17 protein-coding genes and 1 CRISPR repeat array (1 of these 18 only partly in view) are annotated in these 16,930 nt (G+C 69.5%); of the genes, 12 read left to right on the top strand and 5 right to left on the bottom strand.

The genetic code is table 11. The annotated features are described in order from the left end of the window. A CRISPR array of direct repeats spans positions 1-4; the repeat unit is 29 nt (it extends 391 nt beyond the left edge of the window). Between the two features lie 135 nt (positions 5-139). Then, positions 140-1,306, top strand: coding sequence for an epoxide hydrolase family protein (locus AB0M45_RS02215; RefSeq protein ID WP_364321941.1), 1,167 nt, complete (start codon positions 140-142; stop codon positions 1,304-1,306). A gap of 143 nt (positions 1,307-1,449) precedes the next feature. Continuing rightward, entirely contained in the window at positions 1,450-1,836 is a 387-nt protein-coding gene (locus tag AB0M45_RS02210) for a PPOX class F420-dependent oxidoreductase (protein ID WP_364321938.1), read from the top strand. Here AB0M45_RS02210 and AB0M45_RS02205 read toward each other — a convergent pair. Then, on the bottom strand, positions 1,833-2,096 hold the full coding sequence (locus AB0M45_RS02205) for a helix-turn-helix transcriptional regulator (protein WP_364321935.1): 264 nt from the start codon (positions 2,094-2,096) through the stop codon (positions 1,833-1,835). The genes AB0M45_RS02210 and AB0M45_RS02205 overlap by 4 nt on opposite strands. A gap of 105 nt (positions 2,097-2,201) precedes the next feature. Here AB0M45_RS02205 and map point away from each other — a divergent pair, with 105 nt between their 5' ends. Beyond that, entirely contained in the window at positions 2,202-2,969 is a 768-nt protein-coding gene (map, locus tag AB0M45_RS02200) for a type I methionyl aminopeptidase (RefSeq protein WP_364321932.1), read from the top strand. Between the two features lie 48 nt (positions 2,970-3,017). Here the strand turns inward: map and AB0M45_RS02195 are convergent, their stop codons facing one another. After that, positions 3,018-3,731, bottom strand: coding sequence for a glyoxalase (locus AB0M45_RS02195; protein WP_364321929.1), 714 nt, complete (start codon positions 3,729-3,731; stop codon positions 3,018-3,020). 112 nt (positions 3,732-3,843) lie between these two features. On the opposite strand from AB0M45_RS02195, the gene AB0M45_RS02190 reads away from it, so the two are divergent. Continuing rightward, the gene (locus AB0M45_RS02190; protein ID WP_364321926.1) at positions 3,844-4,413 is read left to right on the top strand and encodes a PadR family transcriptional regulator; all 570 of its coding nucleotides are present in this window, start codon (positions 3,844-3,846) and stop codon (positions 4,411-4,413) included. Between the two features lie 142 nt (positions 4,414-4,555). Further along, positions 4,556-4,939, top strand: a complete 384-nt coding sequence (locus AB0M45_RS02185; protein WP_364321923.1) for a PPOX class F420-dependent oxidoreductase — start codon at positions 4,556-4,558, stop codon at positions 4,937-4,939. 33 nt (positions 4,940-4,972) lie between these two features. On the opposite strand, the gene AB0M45_RS02180 is transcribed toward AB0M45_RS02185, so the two are convergent. Continuing rightward, positions 4,973-6,289 carry a metallopeptidase TldD-related protein gene (locus AB0M45_RS02180; protein ID WP_364322560.1) on the bottom strand — a complete coding sequence of 439 codons (1,317 nt, stop codon included), beginning with the start codon at positions 6,287-6,289 and terminating at the stop codon, positions 4,973-4,975. 68 nt (positions 6,290-6,357) lie between these two features. Beyond that, positions 6,358-7,881 carry a TldD/PmbA family protein gene (locus AB0M45_RS02175; protein ID WP_364322558.1) on the bottom strand — a complete coding sequence of 508 codons (1,524 nt, stop codon included), beginning with the start codon at positions 7,879-7,881 and terminating at the stop codon, positions 6,358-6,360. A gap of 351 nt (positions 7,882-8,232) precedes the next feature. Between AB0M45_RS02175 and AB0M45_RS02170 the strand changes: the two genes are divergently transcribed. Continuing rightward, complete coding sequence (locus tag AB0M45_RS02170) at positions 8,233-8,880, top strand: TetR family transcriptional regulator (RefSeq protein ID WP_364321920.1); 648 nt, start codon at positions 8,233-8,235, stop codon at positions 8,878-8,880. Here AB0M45_RS02170 and AB0M45_RS02165 read toward each other — a convergent pair whose 3' ends face one another. Then, positions 8,881-9,648: a TSUP family transporter gene (locus tag AB0M45_RS02165; protein ID WP_364322556.1), complete on the bottom strand. Its 768-nt coding sequence runs from the start codon at positions 9,646-9,648 to the stop codon at positions 8,881-8,883. Positions 9,649-10,065: 417 nt separating this feature from the next. Here AB0M45_RS02165 and AB0M45_RS02160 point away from each other — a divergent pair, with 417 nt between their 5' ends. The 6 genes from AB0M45_RS02160 to lnt all read left to right on the top strand — a co-directional run bounded on the left by AB0M45_RS02160 (position 10,066) and on the right by lnt (position 16,759). Continuing rightward, the gene (locus AB0M45_RS02160; RefSeq protein ID WP_364321917.1) at positions 10,066-11,238 is read left to right on the top strand and encodes a histidine kinase; all 1,173 of its coding nucleotides are present in this window, start codon (positions 10,066-10,068) and stop codon (positions 11,236-11,238) included. Between the two features lie 144 nt (positions 11,239-11,382). Then, positions 11,383-12,042: a response regulator transcription factor gene (locus AB0M45_RS02155; RefSeq protein WP_364321914.1), complete on the top strand. Its 660-nt coding sequence runs from the start codon at positions 11,383-11,385 to the stop codon at positions 12,040-12,042. Positions 12,043-12,132: 90 nt separating this feature from the next. Then, complete coding sequence (locus AB0M45_RS02150) at positions 12,133-12,615, top strand: FxsA family protein (protein WP_364321911.1); 483 nt, start codon at positions 12,133-12,135, stop codon at positions 12,613-12,615. A 57-nt stretch (positions 12,616-12,672) separates the two neighbouring features. Further along, positions 12,673-12,927, top strand: coding sequence for a hypothetical protein (locus tag AB0M45_RS02145; RefSeq protein WP_364321908.1), 255 nt, complete (start codon positions 12,673-12,675; stop codon positions 12,925-12,927). A gap of 40 nt (positions 12,928-12,967) precedes the next feature. Continuing rightward, positions 12,968-14,566 carry an amidohydrolase family protein gene (locus tag AB0M45_RS02140; RefSeq protein WP_364321905.1) on the top strand — a complete coding sequence of 533 codons (1,599 nt, stop codon included), beginning with the start codon at positions 12,968-12,970 and terminating at the stop codon, positions 14,564-14,566. Positions 14,567-15,091: 525 nt separating this feature from the next. Beyond that, positions 15,092-16,759 carry an apolipoprotein N-acyltransferase gene (lnt, locus tag AB0M45_RS02135; protein WP_364322554.1) on the top strand — a complete coding sequence of 556 codons (1,668 nt, stop codon included), beginning with the start codon at positions 15,092-15,094 and terminating at the stop codon, positions 16,757-16,759. Positions 16,760-16,930: the final 171 nt, after the last annotated feature.

The following is a 16,930-nucleotide window of genomic DNA, read 5'->3' as shown; positions in this document are numbered from 1 at the left end:
TCCGCGCGCTCCTGGCCCGGGTAGTGGCGGTCTTGAGAGCACACTGCTGTCTCGGCTGGTAGGGCGTTCGGGACGAACTTCGGAGGAATCCTCGCATCGCGGAAGAAACTCTTCCGCAATGGCCGACAGAGTGGTTCCCATGACGAATACGACGCAGATCCGCCCCTTCCGAATCGACATTCCGCAGAGCGAGATCGATGACTTGCGGCAGCGACTGAGCCGGGCGCGGCTTCCGCACGCGGTGCCCGGCACCGAGGGGGATTGGGAGCGGGGGATCGCGCCGCGATACCTGCGGGAGCTGGCGCAGTACTGGCGCGACGAGTTCGACTGGCGGGCGCAGGAGGCGCGGCTGAACGCTTACGACCAGTTCACCACCGAGATCGACGGGCAGACCATCCACTTCTTCCATGTCCGCTCCCCTGAGCCGGAGGCGATTCCGCTGGTGATCACCCACGGCTACCCGGGGTCGGTGGTGGAGTTCCTGGAGTTGATCGGCCCGCTGACCGATCCGCGGTCGCACGGCGGTGATCCGGCGGACGCGTTTCATGTGGTGATCCCGTCGCTACCAGGGTTCGGGTTCTCCACGCCGCTGGCTTCGGCGGGCTGGGAGCTGGCGCGCACGACAGAGGCGTTCGCGGAGTTGATGAGCAGGCTCGGCTACGAGAAATTCGTGGCGCAGGGCGGCGATGTCGGCGCCGGAGTCACCGGACGGCTGGCCGCGATGTATCCGGAACGGGTCATCGCGACGCATGTCAACAGCGATCAGGGCACGCTGGGGCTGCTGGGCGAGCAGCTTCCGATGCCGGATGGACTCACCGCCGACGAACTGGCCGAGATCGACGCCGCGCGGGCGGGCTGGGCACAGCAGAAGGGGTACCTGGTGTTGCAGAACACCCAGCCGAACGCGATCGCCGCCGCGCTCACCGATTCGCCGATCGCGCAACTGGGCTGGATCGCGGAGAAGTTCCAGGTGTGGACCGATCCGGCACGTCCGGAGGGCGCGGCGGTCGATCGTGACCTGCTGCTGACCAACATCAGCGTCTACTGGTTCACCCGCAGTGGCGCCTCCGCGGCTCAATTCCTCTGGGAGACTGCGCATTCCGGGATGGCCTGGACCGCGCCCTCGGGTGTGCCGCAGGGCTGGGCGGTGTTCAATACGCATCCGCTGATGCGCCGGGTGATGAACCCGGAGGGCCACATCGAGCACTTCACCGAATACGCCGAGGGCGGCCACTTCGCCGCTGCCGAGCAACCGGAACTTTTCCTGGCGGATGTGCGCACGTTCTTCCGCCGCTATCGCGGATAACGGCCGGAACGTGGCGGCGGCGCGGCTAGTCAGTGTCGCCGCCGCGTACCGACCGCGGCGGAGCGTCCTACGTCCGAACGCGTAATGGCGAACCGTTCCGCGGTCGGATGTTCCCGCGGGCGGACGCGCCTACCGTTCTCGATATGACGTGGAACGAGATGAGTCAGAGCAAGTTCGTCCTGCTGACGACCTTCAAGAAGGACGGAACGCCGGTCGGCACGCCTGTCTGGGTGGCGCCGGACGGCGACCGGACCGTCATCTGGACGAATTCGAAGGCCTGGAAGGTCAAGCGGATCCGCCGCAATCCGGACGTGACGCTGCAGGTCTGCGACGGGCGCGGCCGGCCGAAGTCGGAGGAGGTCTTGGCGGGCAACGCCCGGATGCTCGACGCGGACGGCACACAGCGGGTTCGCGACGTGGTCGCGGACAAGTACGGAGTCATCGGCAAGCTCGCCATTCGCGGGCACAAGCTGCTGCGCGGCGCGGACGCGTCCGTCGGCATCGCGATCGATCCGAAGACGCTGACCTAGGCCGATTCGGCCAGGCCCGCCGAGCGCCAGATATCCGCCAGGTCGTCGAGCGGGAGCGCGAGCACCTGGCTGAGCGACACGACGGTGCCGAAGGCGGGGGAGGGGAGTCGGCCGGTTTCGATCTTGCGCAGTGTCTCCGGTGAAATGCCTGCCGCCCGGGCCACTTCGCCGAGATCACGGTCGGCGCGCGCGCTGCGCAGGGCGGCGCCGAGGCGGCGGCCCGCGTCGATCTGCGCGGGAGTCAGCGGAAGACGGACCATGCGCCCAGGCTACGGCCGGTATTTAAATACCGCAAGCGGGCTGGCTGGTATTTAAATACCGATGCGGCTAAGGTGGTATTAAAATACCGGCGTAGTGGAGGAATGATGGTCGAGTTGAAGAGCCCCGCGGAGATCGCGCGGATGCGAGTGGCGGGGCGCTTCGTCGCCGATGTGCTGGGCGAACTGCGCGAACGCGCGCGGGTCGGGGTGAATCTGCTCGGGCTGGAGGCCTGTGTCCGGGAGCGCATTCGCGAGCGCGGAGCGCAGTCCTGTTATTGGGACTACGCGCCGTCGTTCGGGCGCGGGCCGTTCCGCAACACCGTGTGCCTGTCGGTGAACGATGCCGTCCTGCACGGGCTTCCGTTCGACTACGTCCTGCGTGACGGTGACGTGCTGAGCATGGACCTCGCCGTCGGGATCGACGGCTGGGTCGCCGATTCGGCGACTACCGTCGTGGTCGGCACCGCCGCGCCCGAGGACGTGCGGTTGGTTCGCGCCACCGAGGAGGCGCTCGCGGCAGCGATCGCGGTCGCCGTGCCGGGCAACCACATCGGAGACATCTCGGCCGCTGTCGCCACCGTGGCGCGGGACTACGGCTACCCGGTGAACACCGAGTTCGGTGGCCACGGCCTCGGCCGCACCATGCACGAGGACCCGCATGTGCCCAACACGGGCCGCCCGGGACGTGGCTACCGGTTGCGCCCTGGACTCACCATCGCGATCGAACCCTGGTTCGCGCGCACGACCGACCGCATCGTCACCGATCCCGACGGCTGGACCATTCGCTCGGCGGACGGTTCGCGCACCGCGCACTCCGAACACACTGTCGCGATCACGCCCGATGGTCCTGAGGTGCTGACAGCTGCGGCGTGACAGCGTGGTCATCGGCACCGCGCGGTACGTCGAACATGATGTCGCCGGCTACGTTCCGGACAGCCAGGCGGCGAGGTCGTCGGATGCGCGTAGCTCGTCGGCGACGGCGGCGCGTTCCGCGTCGGACAACTCCATCGCGCGTAGCTCGGCACGGAACTGTGCGGTGCGGTCGGGCTCGCCGGTGGCGACGGCCAGTTCGGTGAGCGCCGCCAGCGCCCGGGCCACATCCAGCCGCGGTGCCTCGAGCCGGAACCGGCCGAGACCGACCTCGAGCACGCGGAAAGCCGCTTTGTCGTCGTTCTTGAAATCGCGCAGGATCCGGGCGTTGTCCAGCACCTTGGCCAAGCCGTTCAACGCCTTCGACCCGCCGTACTCGAGCTTCATGGGTTCGTCGCGCTGGATATAGATCACCTGGTTGCCCGCCGGGTCCACCACCGTGAATCGGCTCTGCCCCGGCCGGAATCGGGTGATCCGCGGGAGACCTTTCGCGGGAACCTTGCCGTATCGGGCGCGCAGTGCCGTGGTGAACGCTTGGTGCCTGCTCGCGACGTCGTCGACCATCACCAGGCATCCGGAGCGTTCGGCGGGTATGTCGCCGTTGGGTGCGGTCACGAAATGCAGGGCGCAGCCATCGTTTTCTACGGCGCCGTAGACGTAGGGGTGGGTCTGCTCGTGGGTCACCGTATAGCCGAGCGTTGTGTAGAAATCCAGCGTGCCCGCCAGGTCGCCGGTCCAGAGCTGCGGTACCGCCGTGTCGGACATGAAGCCTCCCGAATACCGTGGTAGTCAATTTTGACTAGCTGACCGTATGGCCGTGCCCGGTGGGAAGTCAAACTTGACTACTATGGCGAGTTCCGACCGGAAGGAGTTCGCCATGTCGGCCGTACGCCTGTTGGTGCTGGGCGTGATGCGCCTGCGTCAGCCCACCCACGGCTATGCCGTGCGGCGGGAATTGCTGTCCTGGCGCGCCGAGACCTGGACGAACGTAAAGCCCGGGTCGATCTATCACGCGCTCAAACAGCTCACGCAGGAGGGCAAGCTGAGCGCGTTCGGCACCGAGAACAGCGAGCAGGGTCCCGGTCGCACGCTGTTCGGGATGACCGAGGCGGGCGAGGCCGAGTTCCGCAGGCTCATGGACGAGGCGCTGGTCAGCGTCGACATGGAGGAACTGGGCGCGGCCATCGCCTTCATGGACGCACTGCCAAGGGCACACGTGATCGAGAAACTGCGCGAACAGCGCCGCCGCAGTGAGGAAGTGCGCACCAGCCTGCTCGCCATGATCCCGAACTTCCCCGGGCGATACGAGGCGCCGCACGCGACGGATCTGCTCGAGATGTGGAGCGGCGTCTTCGAGAACCTGTCGGGGTGGACCGAGGGGGTGCTGGCGCGGCTCGAGGCGGGGGAGTACCGGATGTCGGACCAGGAGGAGACCCGATCCGGGTAGTAGCCGCGCATCCAGGACTCGGCAATGAGTTCGTTCGGTCGAACGTAGTATTCGCTGCATCTGATCCGGGCGGGCGCGACGGAGAAGCGGCCGCGGCGCTGCTCGACGCGCTCGACCACCTGATCGCCGATACGCTGGGCGTATGACGAATGCGCTGGGAGCCGTCGCTGCCGCCGACTACGTGCTGCTGACCACGTTCCGCAAGGACGGCACCCCGGTCGGCACCGCGGTGTGGGCGGTGTCCGAGAACGGCAAACTGTACGTCTGGACGGTGACCGACAGCTGGAAGGTCAAGCGGCTGCGCCGCAATCCCGCGGTCAGCCTGCAGCCCTGTAGTGCGACGGGCAAACCGCACGGCGAGGTGGTCGAAGGGACCGCCCGGATCCTCGACGCCGAAGGCACGGAACGGGTGCGCAAATTACTGCGGCGCAAGTACTGGCTCACCGGCCCGTTGATCATCCTCGGCAGCAACCTGCGCCGCGGCAAGTCCGGCACCATCGGCATCGAGATCACCCCTGCCGCCTGACCCGCCGCGGCGGACGACGCCACCGCGACAGTGTCAGGTCGCCTGGCTGACCGAGGACATGTGGAAGTCGGGGATGCGCAAGGGCGGCATGGCGGTCCGGGTGAACCAGTCCTTCCATTCGCGCGGCAGCGTGGTCTCGGTGGCGCCCGCTTCGGTCACCCGCCGGAGCAGATCCAGCGGGCTCTCGTTGAACCGGAAATTGTTCACCGCGGCGGTGACCTCGCCGTTCTCCACGAGGTACACCCCGTCCCGGGTGAGGCCGGTGAGCAGCAGCGTCGCCGGATCGACCTCGCGGATGTACCACAGCGTCGTCAGCAGCAGACCGCGCTCGGTGCGGGCGATCATCTCGTTGATGCTCGCGTCGGAACCACCGGTCAGCAGCAGGTTCTCGCCGGGAACCGTGGCGCTGGCGCCGAACTCGGCGGCCGTGGCGCGCGGGTAGATCAGCGCGGAGATCACCCCGTCGCGCAGCCAGTCGACGCGTTCGGCGGGCATGCCGTTGTCGAATACCGACATCGACTCCGATGACGCGGTCGTCGCAACGAACGGCCGGTATTCCAAGCCGGGCGCGTACGGGTCCGAGTAGAGGGTGAGCGGAAGGCCGGTCAGGCGCTCGCCGATCCGGGTCCCGCCCGCCCGCGCGAACGCCGTGTGACCCTCCTGCGCGCCGCGGCCTTCCATCGACCAGGCCAGGTAGATCATCAGGTCGGCAACGGTAGAGGGCGGCAGCAGGGTTTCGTAGCGGCCCGCGGGCAACTCGACCTTGCGCTTGGCCCAATCCAGGCGCCGGGAGAGCTCGGCGAGCAGGGCGGTCACGTCGACGTCGGTGAAGTCGGTGGTCCCCACCCCGGCCCACGCGCTGGCCAGATCCGCGTCCGCGCCGCGTTTGCCGTTGATCTCCACCGAACCCGTGGGTTGCACGAAGCGGCGGCGGACACCGGTCGAGGTGCCCAGCCAGGTGGTGTGCATCTGGTGGTGGGCGAAACCGTAGAGGCGATCGGCGCTGTCGAAACCGGCGGCCAAGTCGTGGGCGAGATCGGTGAACACGTCGATGCCGGTGCCGCTCGCCGGGGCGGACCAGCCGTCGTCGACGGCGTCCAGTTCGAGCAGTGGCATGGCGTCCTTGGCCGGCTCGGCGGTGCGCGCGGCCTCCTCGGCGGCCCGCACCACCGCGGCGATGTCATCGGGGTCCACGCTGGTCGAGGCGATCGTGCCGACCCGAGCGAGGGTGGGTCCCTCGCGGAATACCGAGATCACCGCCCAGTTGCGCGATACCGACGAACCATTGGTGGTCATCGAGTTCCCGGCCCAGCGCAGCGAGGCCTCGTGCTCGTCACGGACGATCACCATCGTTTCGTCGGCGGTCGACAGCGCGAGCGCCCGCTCCACGGTCGCGCTCGCGGGAAACAGATCGTCGGTCACTGGCCGGCCTCCGTCCAGGTGTTGAGAACGTTGATGCCGCGCACCAGGATCGACGGGCAGCCGTGGCTGACCGCCGCGACCTGACCGGGCTGCGCTTTGCCGCAGTTGAACGCACCGCCCAGCTGCCAGGTGGACGGCCCGCCGACCGCCTCCATCGCACCCCAGAAGTCGGTGGTGGTGGCCTGGTAGGCGACATCGCGCAGCTGGCCGTCCAGCTTGCCGCCGCGGATGCGGAAGAACCGCTGACCGGTGAACTGGAAGTTGTAGCGCTGCATGTCGATCGACCACGATTTGTCGCCGACGATGTAGATGCCGTCGTCCACCCGGGAGATCAGTTCCTCGGTGCTGGTGTCGCGGTCGGGGTCGGGTTGCAGCGAGACGTTGGCCATCCGCTGGATCGGGACGTGATGGGCCGAATCCGCGTACGAGCAGCCGTTGGATCGCTCCAGGCCCAGCCGCGGGGCGAACACCCGGTCCAGTTGATACCCGGCCAGGATGCCGTCGCGCACCAGATCCCACCGCTGCCCGGCGACACCTTCGTCGTCGTAGCCGACACTGGCCAAGCCGTGCGCTTCGGTGCGGTCGCCGGTCACCTGCATGATCGGGGTGCCGTAGCGCAGCGTGCCCAATTTGTCCGGCGTGGCGAACGAGGTGCCCGCGTAGGCGGATTCGTAGCCGATGGCGCGGTCGTACTCGGTGGCGTGGCCGATGGATTCGTGGATGGTCAGCCACAGGTTGGTCGGATCGATGACGAGGTCGGTCGGCCCGGCCTGCACGCTGGGCGCCTTCACCTTCTCGGCGAGCCACTCCGGGATCCGCGCGAGTTCGCCGTCCCAGTCCCAGATCCCGTCGGCGCCGGTGACGTACTCCCACCCGCGGCCCGCCGGTGCGGCCAGCGTGCGCATCGTCTCGAACACCCCCGCCGCGGAGTCCACCGTGATGGCTTCCAGACTCGGATGCAGCCGGACCCGCTGCTGGGTGATCGACGACCCCGCGGTGTCGGCGTAGAAAGTCTGCTCCTTGACCTGGAGCAGGCCGGCGGTGACGTGATCGACGCCGTCGGCGTGCGACAGCCGCTCCGAATAGTCCTGCAGCAGCGCTACCTTCTCGCCGGTCGGCACGGTGAACGGGTCGATGCCGTAGTCCGAGACCCAGCGCACGCCGGCATAGCGTGGCTCGGCGGCGAGTTCGACGCGCTCCCGATTGAGCGCGCGCAGCGTGGTGGCGACGGTGACCGCGGTGCGGGCCACTTCGGCGGCGATGTCGGGCGTGAGCGCGGCGTGCGACGCGAAACCCCAAGTGCCGTCCACGATCACGCGGACGGCGAAGCCCAGCTCGGTGCTGTCGGTGACCGCCTCCACGCGTCCGTCGCGCAATCGGATCGACTGGGTGACCAACCGGTGCACCCTCAGGTCGGCGTGCTCGGCGCCGGCCGCCGTCGCCGCGGTGAGCGCGGCGTCGGCGAGCGCGGCCAGTGGCAGACCGAGGAACTCGGCGTCCACGTCTTTGGAAGTCGCGATGCTCACCCGACCAACATAATGGGCCAACCGGACGACGTCCGCCCGCAGCCCGCGCGGGGCCGGACGCAGCAGGACGTCGCCCGCGGCGGGCCGCGCGAAGCTGAAGCAGCCACATCAATGGCGCTCGAATGGCGCAGGCGGGCGAAGTCCGTCCGCCGCGCCGGGGCGACCGTATGCGGGGCAGTTGCCCGGCCGGCTCCGCGGCGTACGCGGGATCGATCGCCGATTGCACCCTGCGCGAACGTGCATCGAGTGCCGAATTGCGTGGAATGCACGGTGGTGCAGAGTGAACGGCACGCGCGAGACCCACGCTTACCGCGTGTTGCCCGCCGGATGCCGTACTGTGCCCGCGTGCCGCCATCCGCTCTCCGTGACCGCAAGCGCGAACGTACCCGCCGAGCCATTCTCGAAGCCGCCGCCGAGCTGTTCGAGACCAGAGGCTACGAGGATACGACGGTGGCCGATATCGCCGCCGCGGCGGACGTCGGCACGCGCACGTTCTTCAACTACTTCGCCAGCAAAGAAGAGCTGCTCTTCCCGGAATCCGACGAGCGGGTGCGCGCCGCGGTGGCCGCGATCGCCAGCAGGCGCCCCGGCGAACGTCCGGTGGAGGTCTTGCTGCGCTCGTTGCGTGCCGCGGGCGACAACCCCGGCGAACACCTCATCGACGACCTTTCCGCCCGGATCGCGGCGCTGCGTGCCACGGTGTCGCGGACCGTGCCCGCGGTGAGCGGCCGCGCCGCACACGCCCAGCTCGTCGCGCAGCGCGAGATAGCCAGGCAGCTGCACGGCGCGTTCCCCGCCGAACTCGACGAGGTGGGCGCCGCCGCGCTGGTCGGCGCGGTCGTCGGTGCGGTGTCGGGTGCGTTGACCGTCTTGTTCCAGCATCCGGTGGCCGGGGTCGACGACGGTGAGCGCCTGCACGCCCGAATTCACGAGACGACTTCACGCGTCCTGCAACCCTGGCTGGCCACCCATCGCGTCGAACCGGTGGGCTGATCAGCCGAACTGCTGCCAGCCCAACCGGATCACCATCGCGATCACCACCACCAGCAGCACGACGCGCACGAATTCGGCGCCCTTCCGCACCGCCGTGCGCGAGCCGAGCACCGCGCCCAGCACGTTCGCAACGGCCATCGCGGCACCGAGGGCCCAGAGGATGTGGCCGGTCGCCCCGAAGAAGATCAGCGCGCCGAGGTTCGAGCCGCAGTTGAGCACTTTGGCCATGGCCGCCGCCCGCACGAATTCGGTGCCGAGCAGGGTGGCGAAGGTGATGATCAGGAACGTTCCTGTGCCGGGTCCGAGCAGTCCGTCGTAGAACCCGATCAACCCCGCGGCCAGCGCCACGGTGAGGACGACCTTGCGCCGCGTGGGCGGGTGAGTGGCCAACGTGACGCCGATCGACGGACGCATTGTGACGAACAACGCGACACCGACCAGCACCACCATCACGATCGGGATGAAAAGCTCGCGGTCGATCAGGGAGACCGCGGCGGCGCCGGCCGCGGCCGCCACCGCGGCGATCACGGCGGCGGGCACCAGCACCCGCCAGCGCATCGGCACCTTGCGTGCGAAGGTCGCCGCCGCGGCGCTCGTCCCGGCCAGTGCGGCGAGCTTGTTGGTGCCGAGCGCGGTCTGCGGCGCGATGCCGGGCGCCACCACGAACAGTGTGGGCAGAATGATCAGCCCGCCGCCGCCCACCACCGCGTCTACCCATCCCGCAGCCGTCGCCGCTGTCAACAGAACCGCCCAGTCACCGATCTCCACTAGGTAAGACAACCAGATCATCGGTTCATCCGCTGATCGGCGTCGGCGCCTCCGGCCAGTTCGGTGCCGTCCGCCATAGCGATCGTCGATCGCGGTGCGGAGGTAGCCGCCGAGGAAGCGGAGGTCCATCGCGGCGATCACCACACCGCCATCGGCGTCGGCGGGGTGGCCGAGGCGGAGCGGATGGTGCCGCACGCAGGTGTGGGCGCGGAGACAATTCGCGAGCTCACGCCTATGCTGCATCGAGTAGCGCGATCTGACCGGGTGATCTTCGGTCGTGGCCTTCCGCGGGAGGTGCAGCGAGATGCATGCCGGTGCGCGCTCGAAGGGGCGGCCGTGCCCGGAATCATGCGGGCATTCGGCCCTGCCTCCGTGGGGTTGCGTGGCCGCGTGCCGGGCGCACCTAGGCTGAACCCCGTGCGTCGATTCAGTCTGTGGCTTCGGGGCCAGCCCATCGTCGCCGATTCGGCGCTGGCGGCGATGCTGCTGCTGCTCGAGATCGTCAGCGTGGGCAACGCGCACAACAAGCTCGCATATCTGGCCGTTGGCGTGCTGCTTCCGCTTCCGGTGGTGCTGCGCCGGGTATACCCGCGGGCGATGGCGGTCGCCACGCTGGCGCTGTCGATGACCGCGTCGCTGGTGGGCTTCCTGACCGAGGAGGACGCCGACCACATCGCCCTGCTGTCGCAGGGCATCATCCTCTATACGCTGGTCGCCTACGTCGGGCGGCGCGAGGGACTGTGGTTCGGGCTCGGCTTGGGCGTTGACGTGGTGCTCTCGATCGTGGCGATCGACCGGCCGGCCGGGCCCGACATCGTCTTCACCGCCATGTTCTACGCGCTGTCCTGGACGCTCGCGGAGTTCATCGGCGCGCGGCACGCCTACGACGCCGAGGTCGCGGCGCGTCTGGCGGTCGCCGACGACGACAAAGAGCGCCGCGCGCACGACGCCGTCTCGGCCGAACGCACCCGCATCGCCCGGGAACTGCACGACGTGGTGGCGCACGCGGTGAGCGTGATCATCGTGCAGGCCGACGGCGCGAAATACGCGCTGCGCCGCGACCCGGACGCGGCCGAGCAGGCGCTCACCACCATCGCGAGCACCGGCCGCGAAGCGCTGCGCGAACTGCGCAGAACCGTGGCGCTGCTGCGTACCGAGCACGCGCCCGACCAGCTGCCCCAGCACGGCACCGCAGGCCTGGCCAAGGTCGTGGAAATGATGCGCGGCACCGGCCTGGCCGTGGAGCTCGAGCTGACCGGCGAACTGGACGACATCGCGCCCGAGGTCAGTCTCGGCGTGCATCGCATCGTGCAGGAATCGCTGACCAACACGCTGCGGCACGCGGGCCCGCACCCGAAAGCGTGGGTGCGGGTGCGCCGCACCGATTCCGACGTGTTGATCGATGTCACCGACAGCGGCGGCGTGCCGCTGCACGAACCGGCCACCCGCATCGAGGGCAGCGGGCTCGGGTTGGTCGGGATGCGTGAGCGGGTCGCCGTGCTGGGCGGCAGCCTGGACGCCGGCGCCGACGCGGACGGAGCCTGGCGGGTGCGCGCGAGCATCCCGCTGCGGCCAGGCCCAGCGGACTGAGCCGAGCTCCGTGCCGGTCGCGCTGCGTGAATCGCTGCGCCGCAAAGGGATTCGGTCACGGATCCGAAGTCGGGGAGCGGGGCGCCGGGATCGTCGCGCCGCGGGACGCCCGAGACGCGAATGTGCCCACGTTACATTGGGGGCGTGCCGATCACCGTTCTCGTAGTCGATGACCAGGAACTCATGCGTATGGGATTGAAGATGGTGCTCGGCGCGCACCCCGACATCGAAGTGATCGGCGAGGCGGCCAACGGCGCCGCCGCGATCGCCAGGGCGGCGGAGCTGCGACCCGACGTCGTGCTGATGGATGTGCGGATGCCCGTCGTCGACGGCGTCGCCGCCACCACCCGCATCGTGGAGGCCGGGCACGGCAGCCGGGTGCTCGTCATGACGACCTTCGACCTCGACGAGCACGCGCTCGGCGCGCTCCGCGCGGGAGCGAGCGGATTCCTCTTGAAGGACACCCCGCCGGAAGACCTCGTCTCGGCCATCCGCAGCGTCGCCGCGGGTGATGCGGTGGTCTCACCGAAGGTGACCAAGCGCCTGTTGGACCGTCTCATCGCGGAGGATCCGGCACGCACCCGCGACCCGGGCGTGCTCGACGTGCTCACCGCCCGCGAACGCGAAGTGCTCGAGCAGATCGCGGCGGGCCGCTCCAACGCCGAGATCGCCGAGCAGTTGTACCTCTCCGAGGCCACGGTCAAGACGCACGTCGGCAGGGTGCTCACCAAACTCGGTCTGCGCGACCGGGTTCAGGCGGTCGTCTTGGCCTACGAGACAGGCCTGGTTCGCCCCGGCGGCTGACCAGGGCCGATCTCAGTGTCTTATCAGGCGGCCCGGGAGAAAAACGCGCGCGCCGGACGTTGACCGGGTAGATCGTCCGAAAGGATCGCCATGGCCGGGTTGTTGTTCGTGCTGTACGTCGTCGTCGAAATCGCCGCGCTGGTCGCGGTCGGCCAGCTGATCGGCGTCATGCCGACGATTCTGGTGCTGATCGCCGGATCGGCCGCGGGCATGCTGCTGGTCGGCTCGCAGGGGCGCCGGGTTTTCGAGCAGTTCCGGCGGGCCGGGCGCGGAGAGATCGCGCCGGGCACCGCCGTGGCCGACGGCGCGCTGGTCGCGGCGGGTGGTGTGCTGATGTTCGTGCCCGGTCTGGTCACTTCGCTGCTCGGTCTGCTTCTGCTGCTGCCCCCGACGCGGTTTCTGGTGCGTCCACTGGTCACGGCGTTCGGGGCGCGACGGTTCGGCAGGATCGCCGCCGCGGTGCCCTATCGCGGTGTCGTCATCGACGGCGACGAGGTGATCGACGGCGACGTGGTGCGGCAGTGGTACGACGACGGACAGGGCGACGCTCGCCGCGCGATCAGCCCGTCCTGAGCGGGAAATCGCCGACGCCCGGTTCCGTGTGGCGCGTCGAAGGGCTATCGTGGCGCGATGGCCACCGAGCAACTCACCGTGACGGTGAGCGAGGAGCTGGCCGCCGCGGTGCGACGTGCGGCGGCCGCTGCGGGACAGTCGATTTCCGGATTCACGGCCGCGGCGCTGCGGCTGGAGCTGATCGCCGTGGAGGCGGGCTGCCGGTCCACGGCGGCGGGCGCAACCGGCGGAGCGCCGCCGGAGTACGCGGAGGTGATGACGGTGCTGGCGCAGCAGGAGGACCTGGCGCGCCGCCCTGCACTGAACGGCTGACCGAAACCGCCGGTTCGGGCATACGGCAGACTGGTGCCCCGTGAGTACCCAGTTGCTGATCGGCGGTCGTTTCTACAGCGCTAGTTCACCGGACGCCACGGCCATGGCGGTGACCGACGGGACCGTGGTCTGGCTCGGTGCCGAGCAGCCAGGACGCGCGCTGCACCCGGACGCCGAGATCGTCGACCTCGACGGCGCCTTCGTGGCGCCCGCGTTCGTCGATCCGCATGTGCACGTCACGGCACTCGGGCTGAAGCTCACCGGTCTCGACCTGTCGGGCGCGGAGTCGCTCGGACACTGCTTGCGGCTGCTGCGCGCGTTTGCCGAGACACACCCCGACGGCGTCGCCCTGGGCGACGGCTGGGACGAGACCACCTGGCCGGAGGGCCGTCCGCCCAGCGTCGAGGAGATCGACGCGGCGGCGGGCGCCGGTCGTCATGTGTACCTCTCCCGCGTGGACGCGCACTCCGCCGTGGCGTCCTCGGCGCTGCTGGACACGCTGCCCGAGCTGACCTCGGCCGACGGGTTCACCCGCGGCGAGCCGGTGCGCGCCGCGGCCCACCATCTGGTGCGCACCGCCGCGCTCGCGAGTCTGTCTCGGGCGCAACGGGATCGGGCGCGCGCCGCGGCACTGGACCACGCCGCCGCGCGCGGGATCGTCGCGGTGCACGAATGCGCCGGCCCGGAGATCGCTGGGCGCGACGACCTTCGCGAACTGCTCGAATTCGACCACGGCGTGCAGGTCCGGGCGTACTGGGGCGAGGCGGTGCGCAGCGCCGAACAGGCCCGCGCCCTGGTCGAGGAACTCGGCGTGCACGCCTTGGGTGGCGACCTGTTCGTCGACGGCTCCTTCGGGTCGCGCACCGCCTGGCTGCGCGCGCCCTACTCCGACGAGCCCGGTTGCGGCCGAAGCTATCTCGATGCGGAGGCGATCGCCGAGCACGTCCGTGCCTGCACGGTGGCGGGTATCCAGGCCGGATTCCACGTGATCGGCGACGCGGCGATGGACGCGCTCGTCGCCGGTATCGAGCGGGTCGTCGAGGAACTCGGCGGGCCCGCCGTCGCCACGCTCGGGCACCGCGTCGAGCATGCCGAACTGATCGACGCCGAGCACATCGCGAAACTCGCGCGCTGGGGCGTAATCGCTAGTGTGCAGCCGGGATTCGACGCCGCCTGGGGTGGACCGGACGGCATGTACGCCGCGCGGCTCGGCGCCGACCGCGCGGCGGCCCTGAACCCGTTCGCCGCCATGGCCGCCGCCGGTGTCGCCGTCGCGATCGGCTCCGACGCCCCGGTCACCGCCCTCGATCCGTGGGCGGCGGTGCGGGCCGCGGCCAACCATCGCACCCCGGGGCACGGCTTGTCGCCGCGCGCGGCCTTCGCCGCGGCGACGCGCGGCGCCTGGCGCGCCGGCGGGGTCCGCGACGGTGTGGCGGGCACGCTGGTACCGGGTGCTCCCGCGTCCTACGCGATCTGGGATGCCGACGAGCTCGTCGTCGCCGCTGCCGCCGACTCGGTCCAGCGCTGGTCCACCGATCCGCGGTCGCGTGTCCCGGGATTGCCTGCGCTGGAACCTGATTCACCGCTGCCGACGTGCCTGCGCACTGTGCACCGGGGAGCGACGATCTATGCGGCATGAGCGAGTCGGCGGCGAGCCGACGCCGGAACTCGCCGGTCGCCGGCTGGGCATTCCGGTGCGCGATGACGAGCGATGTTCGCGCGGATCCCGGGACCGTTCGACCGCTTGCTCGCGCGGGCGTGCGCGCAGGGCTCGAGCCGCTTCGGCGCAGCGGCTCGGGTCCTCGCATCCGCGTCCCGATCTCTGGAGGCAGTGGAAAATTGCCGGTGGCCGCGATCTCGCACGCCCAGGCGCTCGAACCACAGCACAACGGCAAGGATCGTCCGAGCTTCGGACGCCGGTCGAGCCTGCTGAGAGGCAGGCGGTAGCCGGACGGCAGATGGCGGCGACGCAGTGGATGTCGGCCGTGAAACGGCAGGCGTCCCGTACTGGGTGTCGTTCGGTGTGTGGCGGGCGTCGGTCGAGCGCTCTCCTATGTGGCATACGTCCGCCGAGTGGCATACGTCAGCCGAGTGGCATACGTCCGCCGAGTGGCGAATGGCGGAGAGTAGCCGGGTGATGGTGCGCGAGCGGGTAGCGGAATGGATGCGGTCGCTGTCGGCCGCGGTGCGCAGGCGTCCGGTGCCTGCGCGCTCGGGGGCGGCGATCCTCGCCGGACTGCTGCTGTTCGGCAGCTTTCCGCCCCGGCCGTGGTGGTTCCTCGCACCGGTGGGCATCGCTGTGCTCACGCTGGTCGTTCGCAGCGCTGGGCGCCTGCGCACGGGCTTCGGTTACGGATTCCTGGCCGGGCTTGCGTTCTTCGTTCCGTTGCTGCCGTGGACCGGCATCTACGTCGGGCCGGTGCCGTGGCTTGCGCTGTCCACCGCCTGCGCGGTCCACGTGGGCATCTTCGGTCTGCTCGCCCGGCTCGTCGGCACGCTTCCCGGCTGGCCCCTGTGGGTGGCGCTGGCCTGGACGACCGCCGAGTGGGGCCGCTCCAGCTTCCCCTTCGGCGGGTTTCCCTGGGGCCGTTTGGCGTTCGGCCAAGCCGACGGCTGGTTCCTGTCGCTGGCGGCGGTCGGCGGCGCACCGCTGGTCGGGTTCGCGGTGGCCCTCACCGGAACCGGCGCCGCGGCACTGGTGTCCCTGCTGTGGTCGCGTCGCGCACCAGGAAAGGCCGACGTATCGGCCTCCGACGCCGAGCCCGGAACGTCCGCGATCGCTGCCAGGGCGGCCCGGCTCGGGTATGCCGCGGCGGTGTTCACCGTGGCTGTCATGCCCGTCGCCGGACTGCTGCTGCGCTCCGCCTTGCCCGGCCCGGACTCGGGCGACCGAACGGTCACGGTCGCCGCGATCCAAGGAAGCGTGCCGCGGCTGGGACTGGATTTCAACGAACAACGGCGCGCCGTCCTGGACAACCATGTGCGGCGCACCGAGGAATTGGCCGTGGACGTCGCGGCGGGCCGCGCACCGCGACCGGACGTGGTGATCTGGCCGGAGAACTCCTCGGACATCGATCCGCTGCGCAACGGCGACGCCGCCGCCTTGATCACCGCGGCCTCCGAGCGAATCGGCGCACCGATCCTGGTCGGCGCGGTGCTGGTCAATTCGGATCGGACGACCACCAACTCGGTGATGGTGTGGAACGGCGCGGCGGGCCCGGGGGAGCGGCACGACAAGAAGATCATCCAGCCCTTCGGCGAGTACCTTCCGATGCGCGGCTTCTTCCGGCTGTTCTCCGAATACGCCGATCGGGCAGGCTATTTCGTCCCCGGCCACGGCGACGGCGTGGTACAGGCCGCGGGTATCGACATCGGCGTCGCCACCTGCTATGAGGTGGCCTTCGACAGGTCGTTCGAAGACGCGATGCGCGCGGGCGCCGAGTTGCTCACCGTGCCCACCAACAACGCTACCTTCGGTGACAGCGAGATGACGTATCAGCAGCTGGCCATGTCGCGTATCCGTGCCGTCGAGCACGGCAGGGCGCTGGTCGTCGCGGCCACCTCGGGTGTCAGCGCGATCATCGCCGCCGATGGCAGCGTGCGGCAGGAAACGGCGCTGTTCGTGCCCGCCGCCTTGGTCGCGGAGCTGCCGCTGCGCGACGACAACACGCTTGCCACGCGAATTGGCCCGGCACCGGAGCGAGTTTTCGCTATTCTGACCGCTGCCGCCGTACTGGCCGCGATCATCCGGCGGCGATCCACGCGCGATGACAACTCGACCGACCACTCTGGCGTGACCACACGAACGGTAGTCCAACCGAACCGGAAATAACCGAACACTCGGTATGTTCTTGCCCCCAACTTGTCCCGGAAGTAATGGGACTGTGTTGCGTTGCGCGGCGTTAGCTCGATAACTCCACTGAGCGTCGGAGTAGCATTGGACGGTCTGGTGCGGTGCTGTTTCCTTTTGGCTCGACCTCGTCGAGTCGCAATGTTTGCGGAA

This window comes from Nocardia sp. NPDC051787 (genome assembly GCF_040681325.1).
Classification (GTDB): Bacteria; Actinomycetota; Actinomycetes; order Mycobacteriales; family Mycobacteriaceae; genus Nocardia.
The sequence above is the reverse complement of the archived record's forward strand: the minus strand, read 5'-3'. Positions and strand labels throughout refer to the sequence as shown.

What these genes read in the sequence shown, in the direction of transcription:
- AB0M45_RS02215 (WP_364321941.1), top strand. Translation starts at nt 140, where the DNA reads ATGACGAATACGACGCAGATCCGCCCCTTCCGAATCGACATTCCGCAG.
- AB0M45_RS02210 (WP_364321938.1), top strand. Translation starts at nt 1,450, where the DNA reads ATGACGTGGAACGAGATGAGTCAGAGCAAGTTCGTCCTGCTGACGACC.
- AB0M45_RS02205 (WP_364321935.1), bottom strand. Translation starts at nt 2,096, where the DNA reads ATGGTCCGTCTTCCGCTGACTCCCGCGCAGATCGACGCGGGCCGCCGC.
- map (WP_364321932.1), top strand. Translation starts at nt 2,202, where the DNA reads ATGGTCGAGTTGAAGAGCCCCGCGGAGATCGCGCGGATGCGAGTGGCG.
- AB0M45_RS02195 (WP_364321929.1), bottom strand. Translation starts at nt 3,731, where the DNA reads ATGTCCGACACGGCGGTACCGCAGCTCTGGACCGGCGACCTGGCGGGC.
- AB0M45_RS02190 (WP_364321926.1), top strand. Translation starts at nt 3,844, where the DNA reads ATGTCGGCCGTACGCCTGTTGGTGCTGGGCGTGATGCGCCTGCGTCAG.
- AB0M45_RS02185 (WP_364321923.1), top strand. Translation starts at nt 4,556, where the DNA reads ATGACGAATGCGCTGGGAGCCGTCGCTGCCGCCGACTACGTGCTGCTG.
- AB0M45_RS02180 (WP_364322560.1), bottom strand. Translation starts at nt 6,289, where the DNA reads ATGGTGATCGTCCGTGACGAGCACGAGGCCTCGCTGCGCTGGGCCGGG.
- AB0M45_RS02150 (WP_364321911.1), top strand. Translation starts at nt 12,133, where the DNA reads ATGGCCGGGTTGTTGTTCGTGCTGTACGTCGTCGTCGAAATCGCCGCG.
- AB0M45_RS02145 (WP_364321908.1), top strand. Translation starts at nt 12,673, where the DNA reads ATGGCCACCGAGCAACTCACCGTGACGGTGAGCGAGGAGCTGGCCGCC.
- lnt (WP_364322554.1), top strand. Translation starts at nt 15,092, where the DNA reads ATGCGGTCGCTGTCGGCCGCGGTGCGCAGGCGTCCGGTGCCTGCGCGC.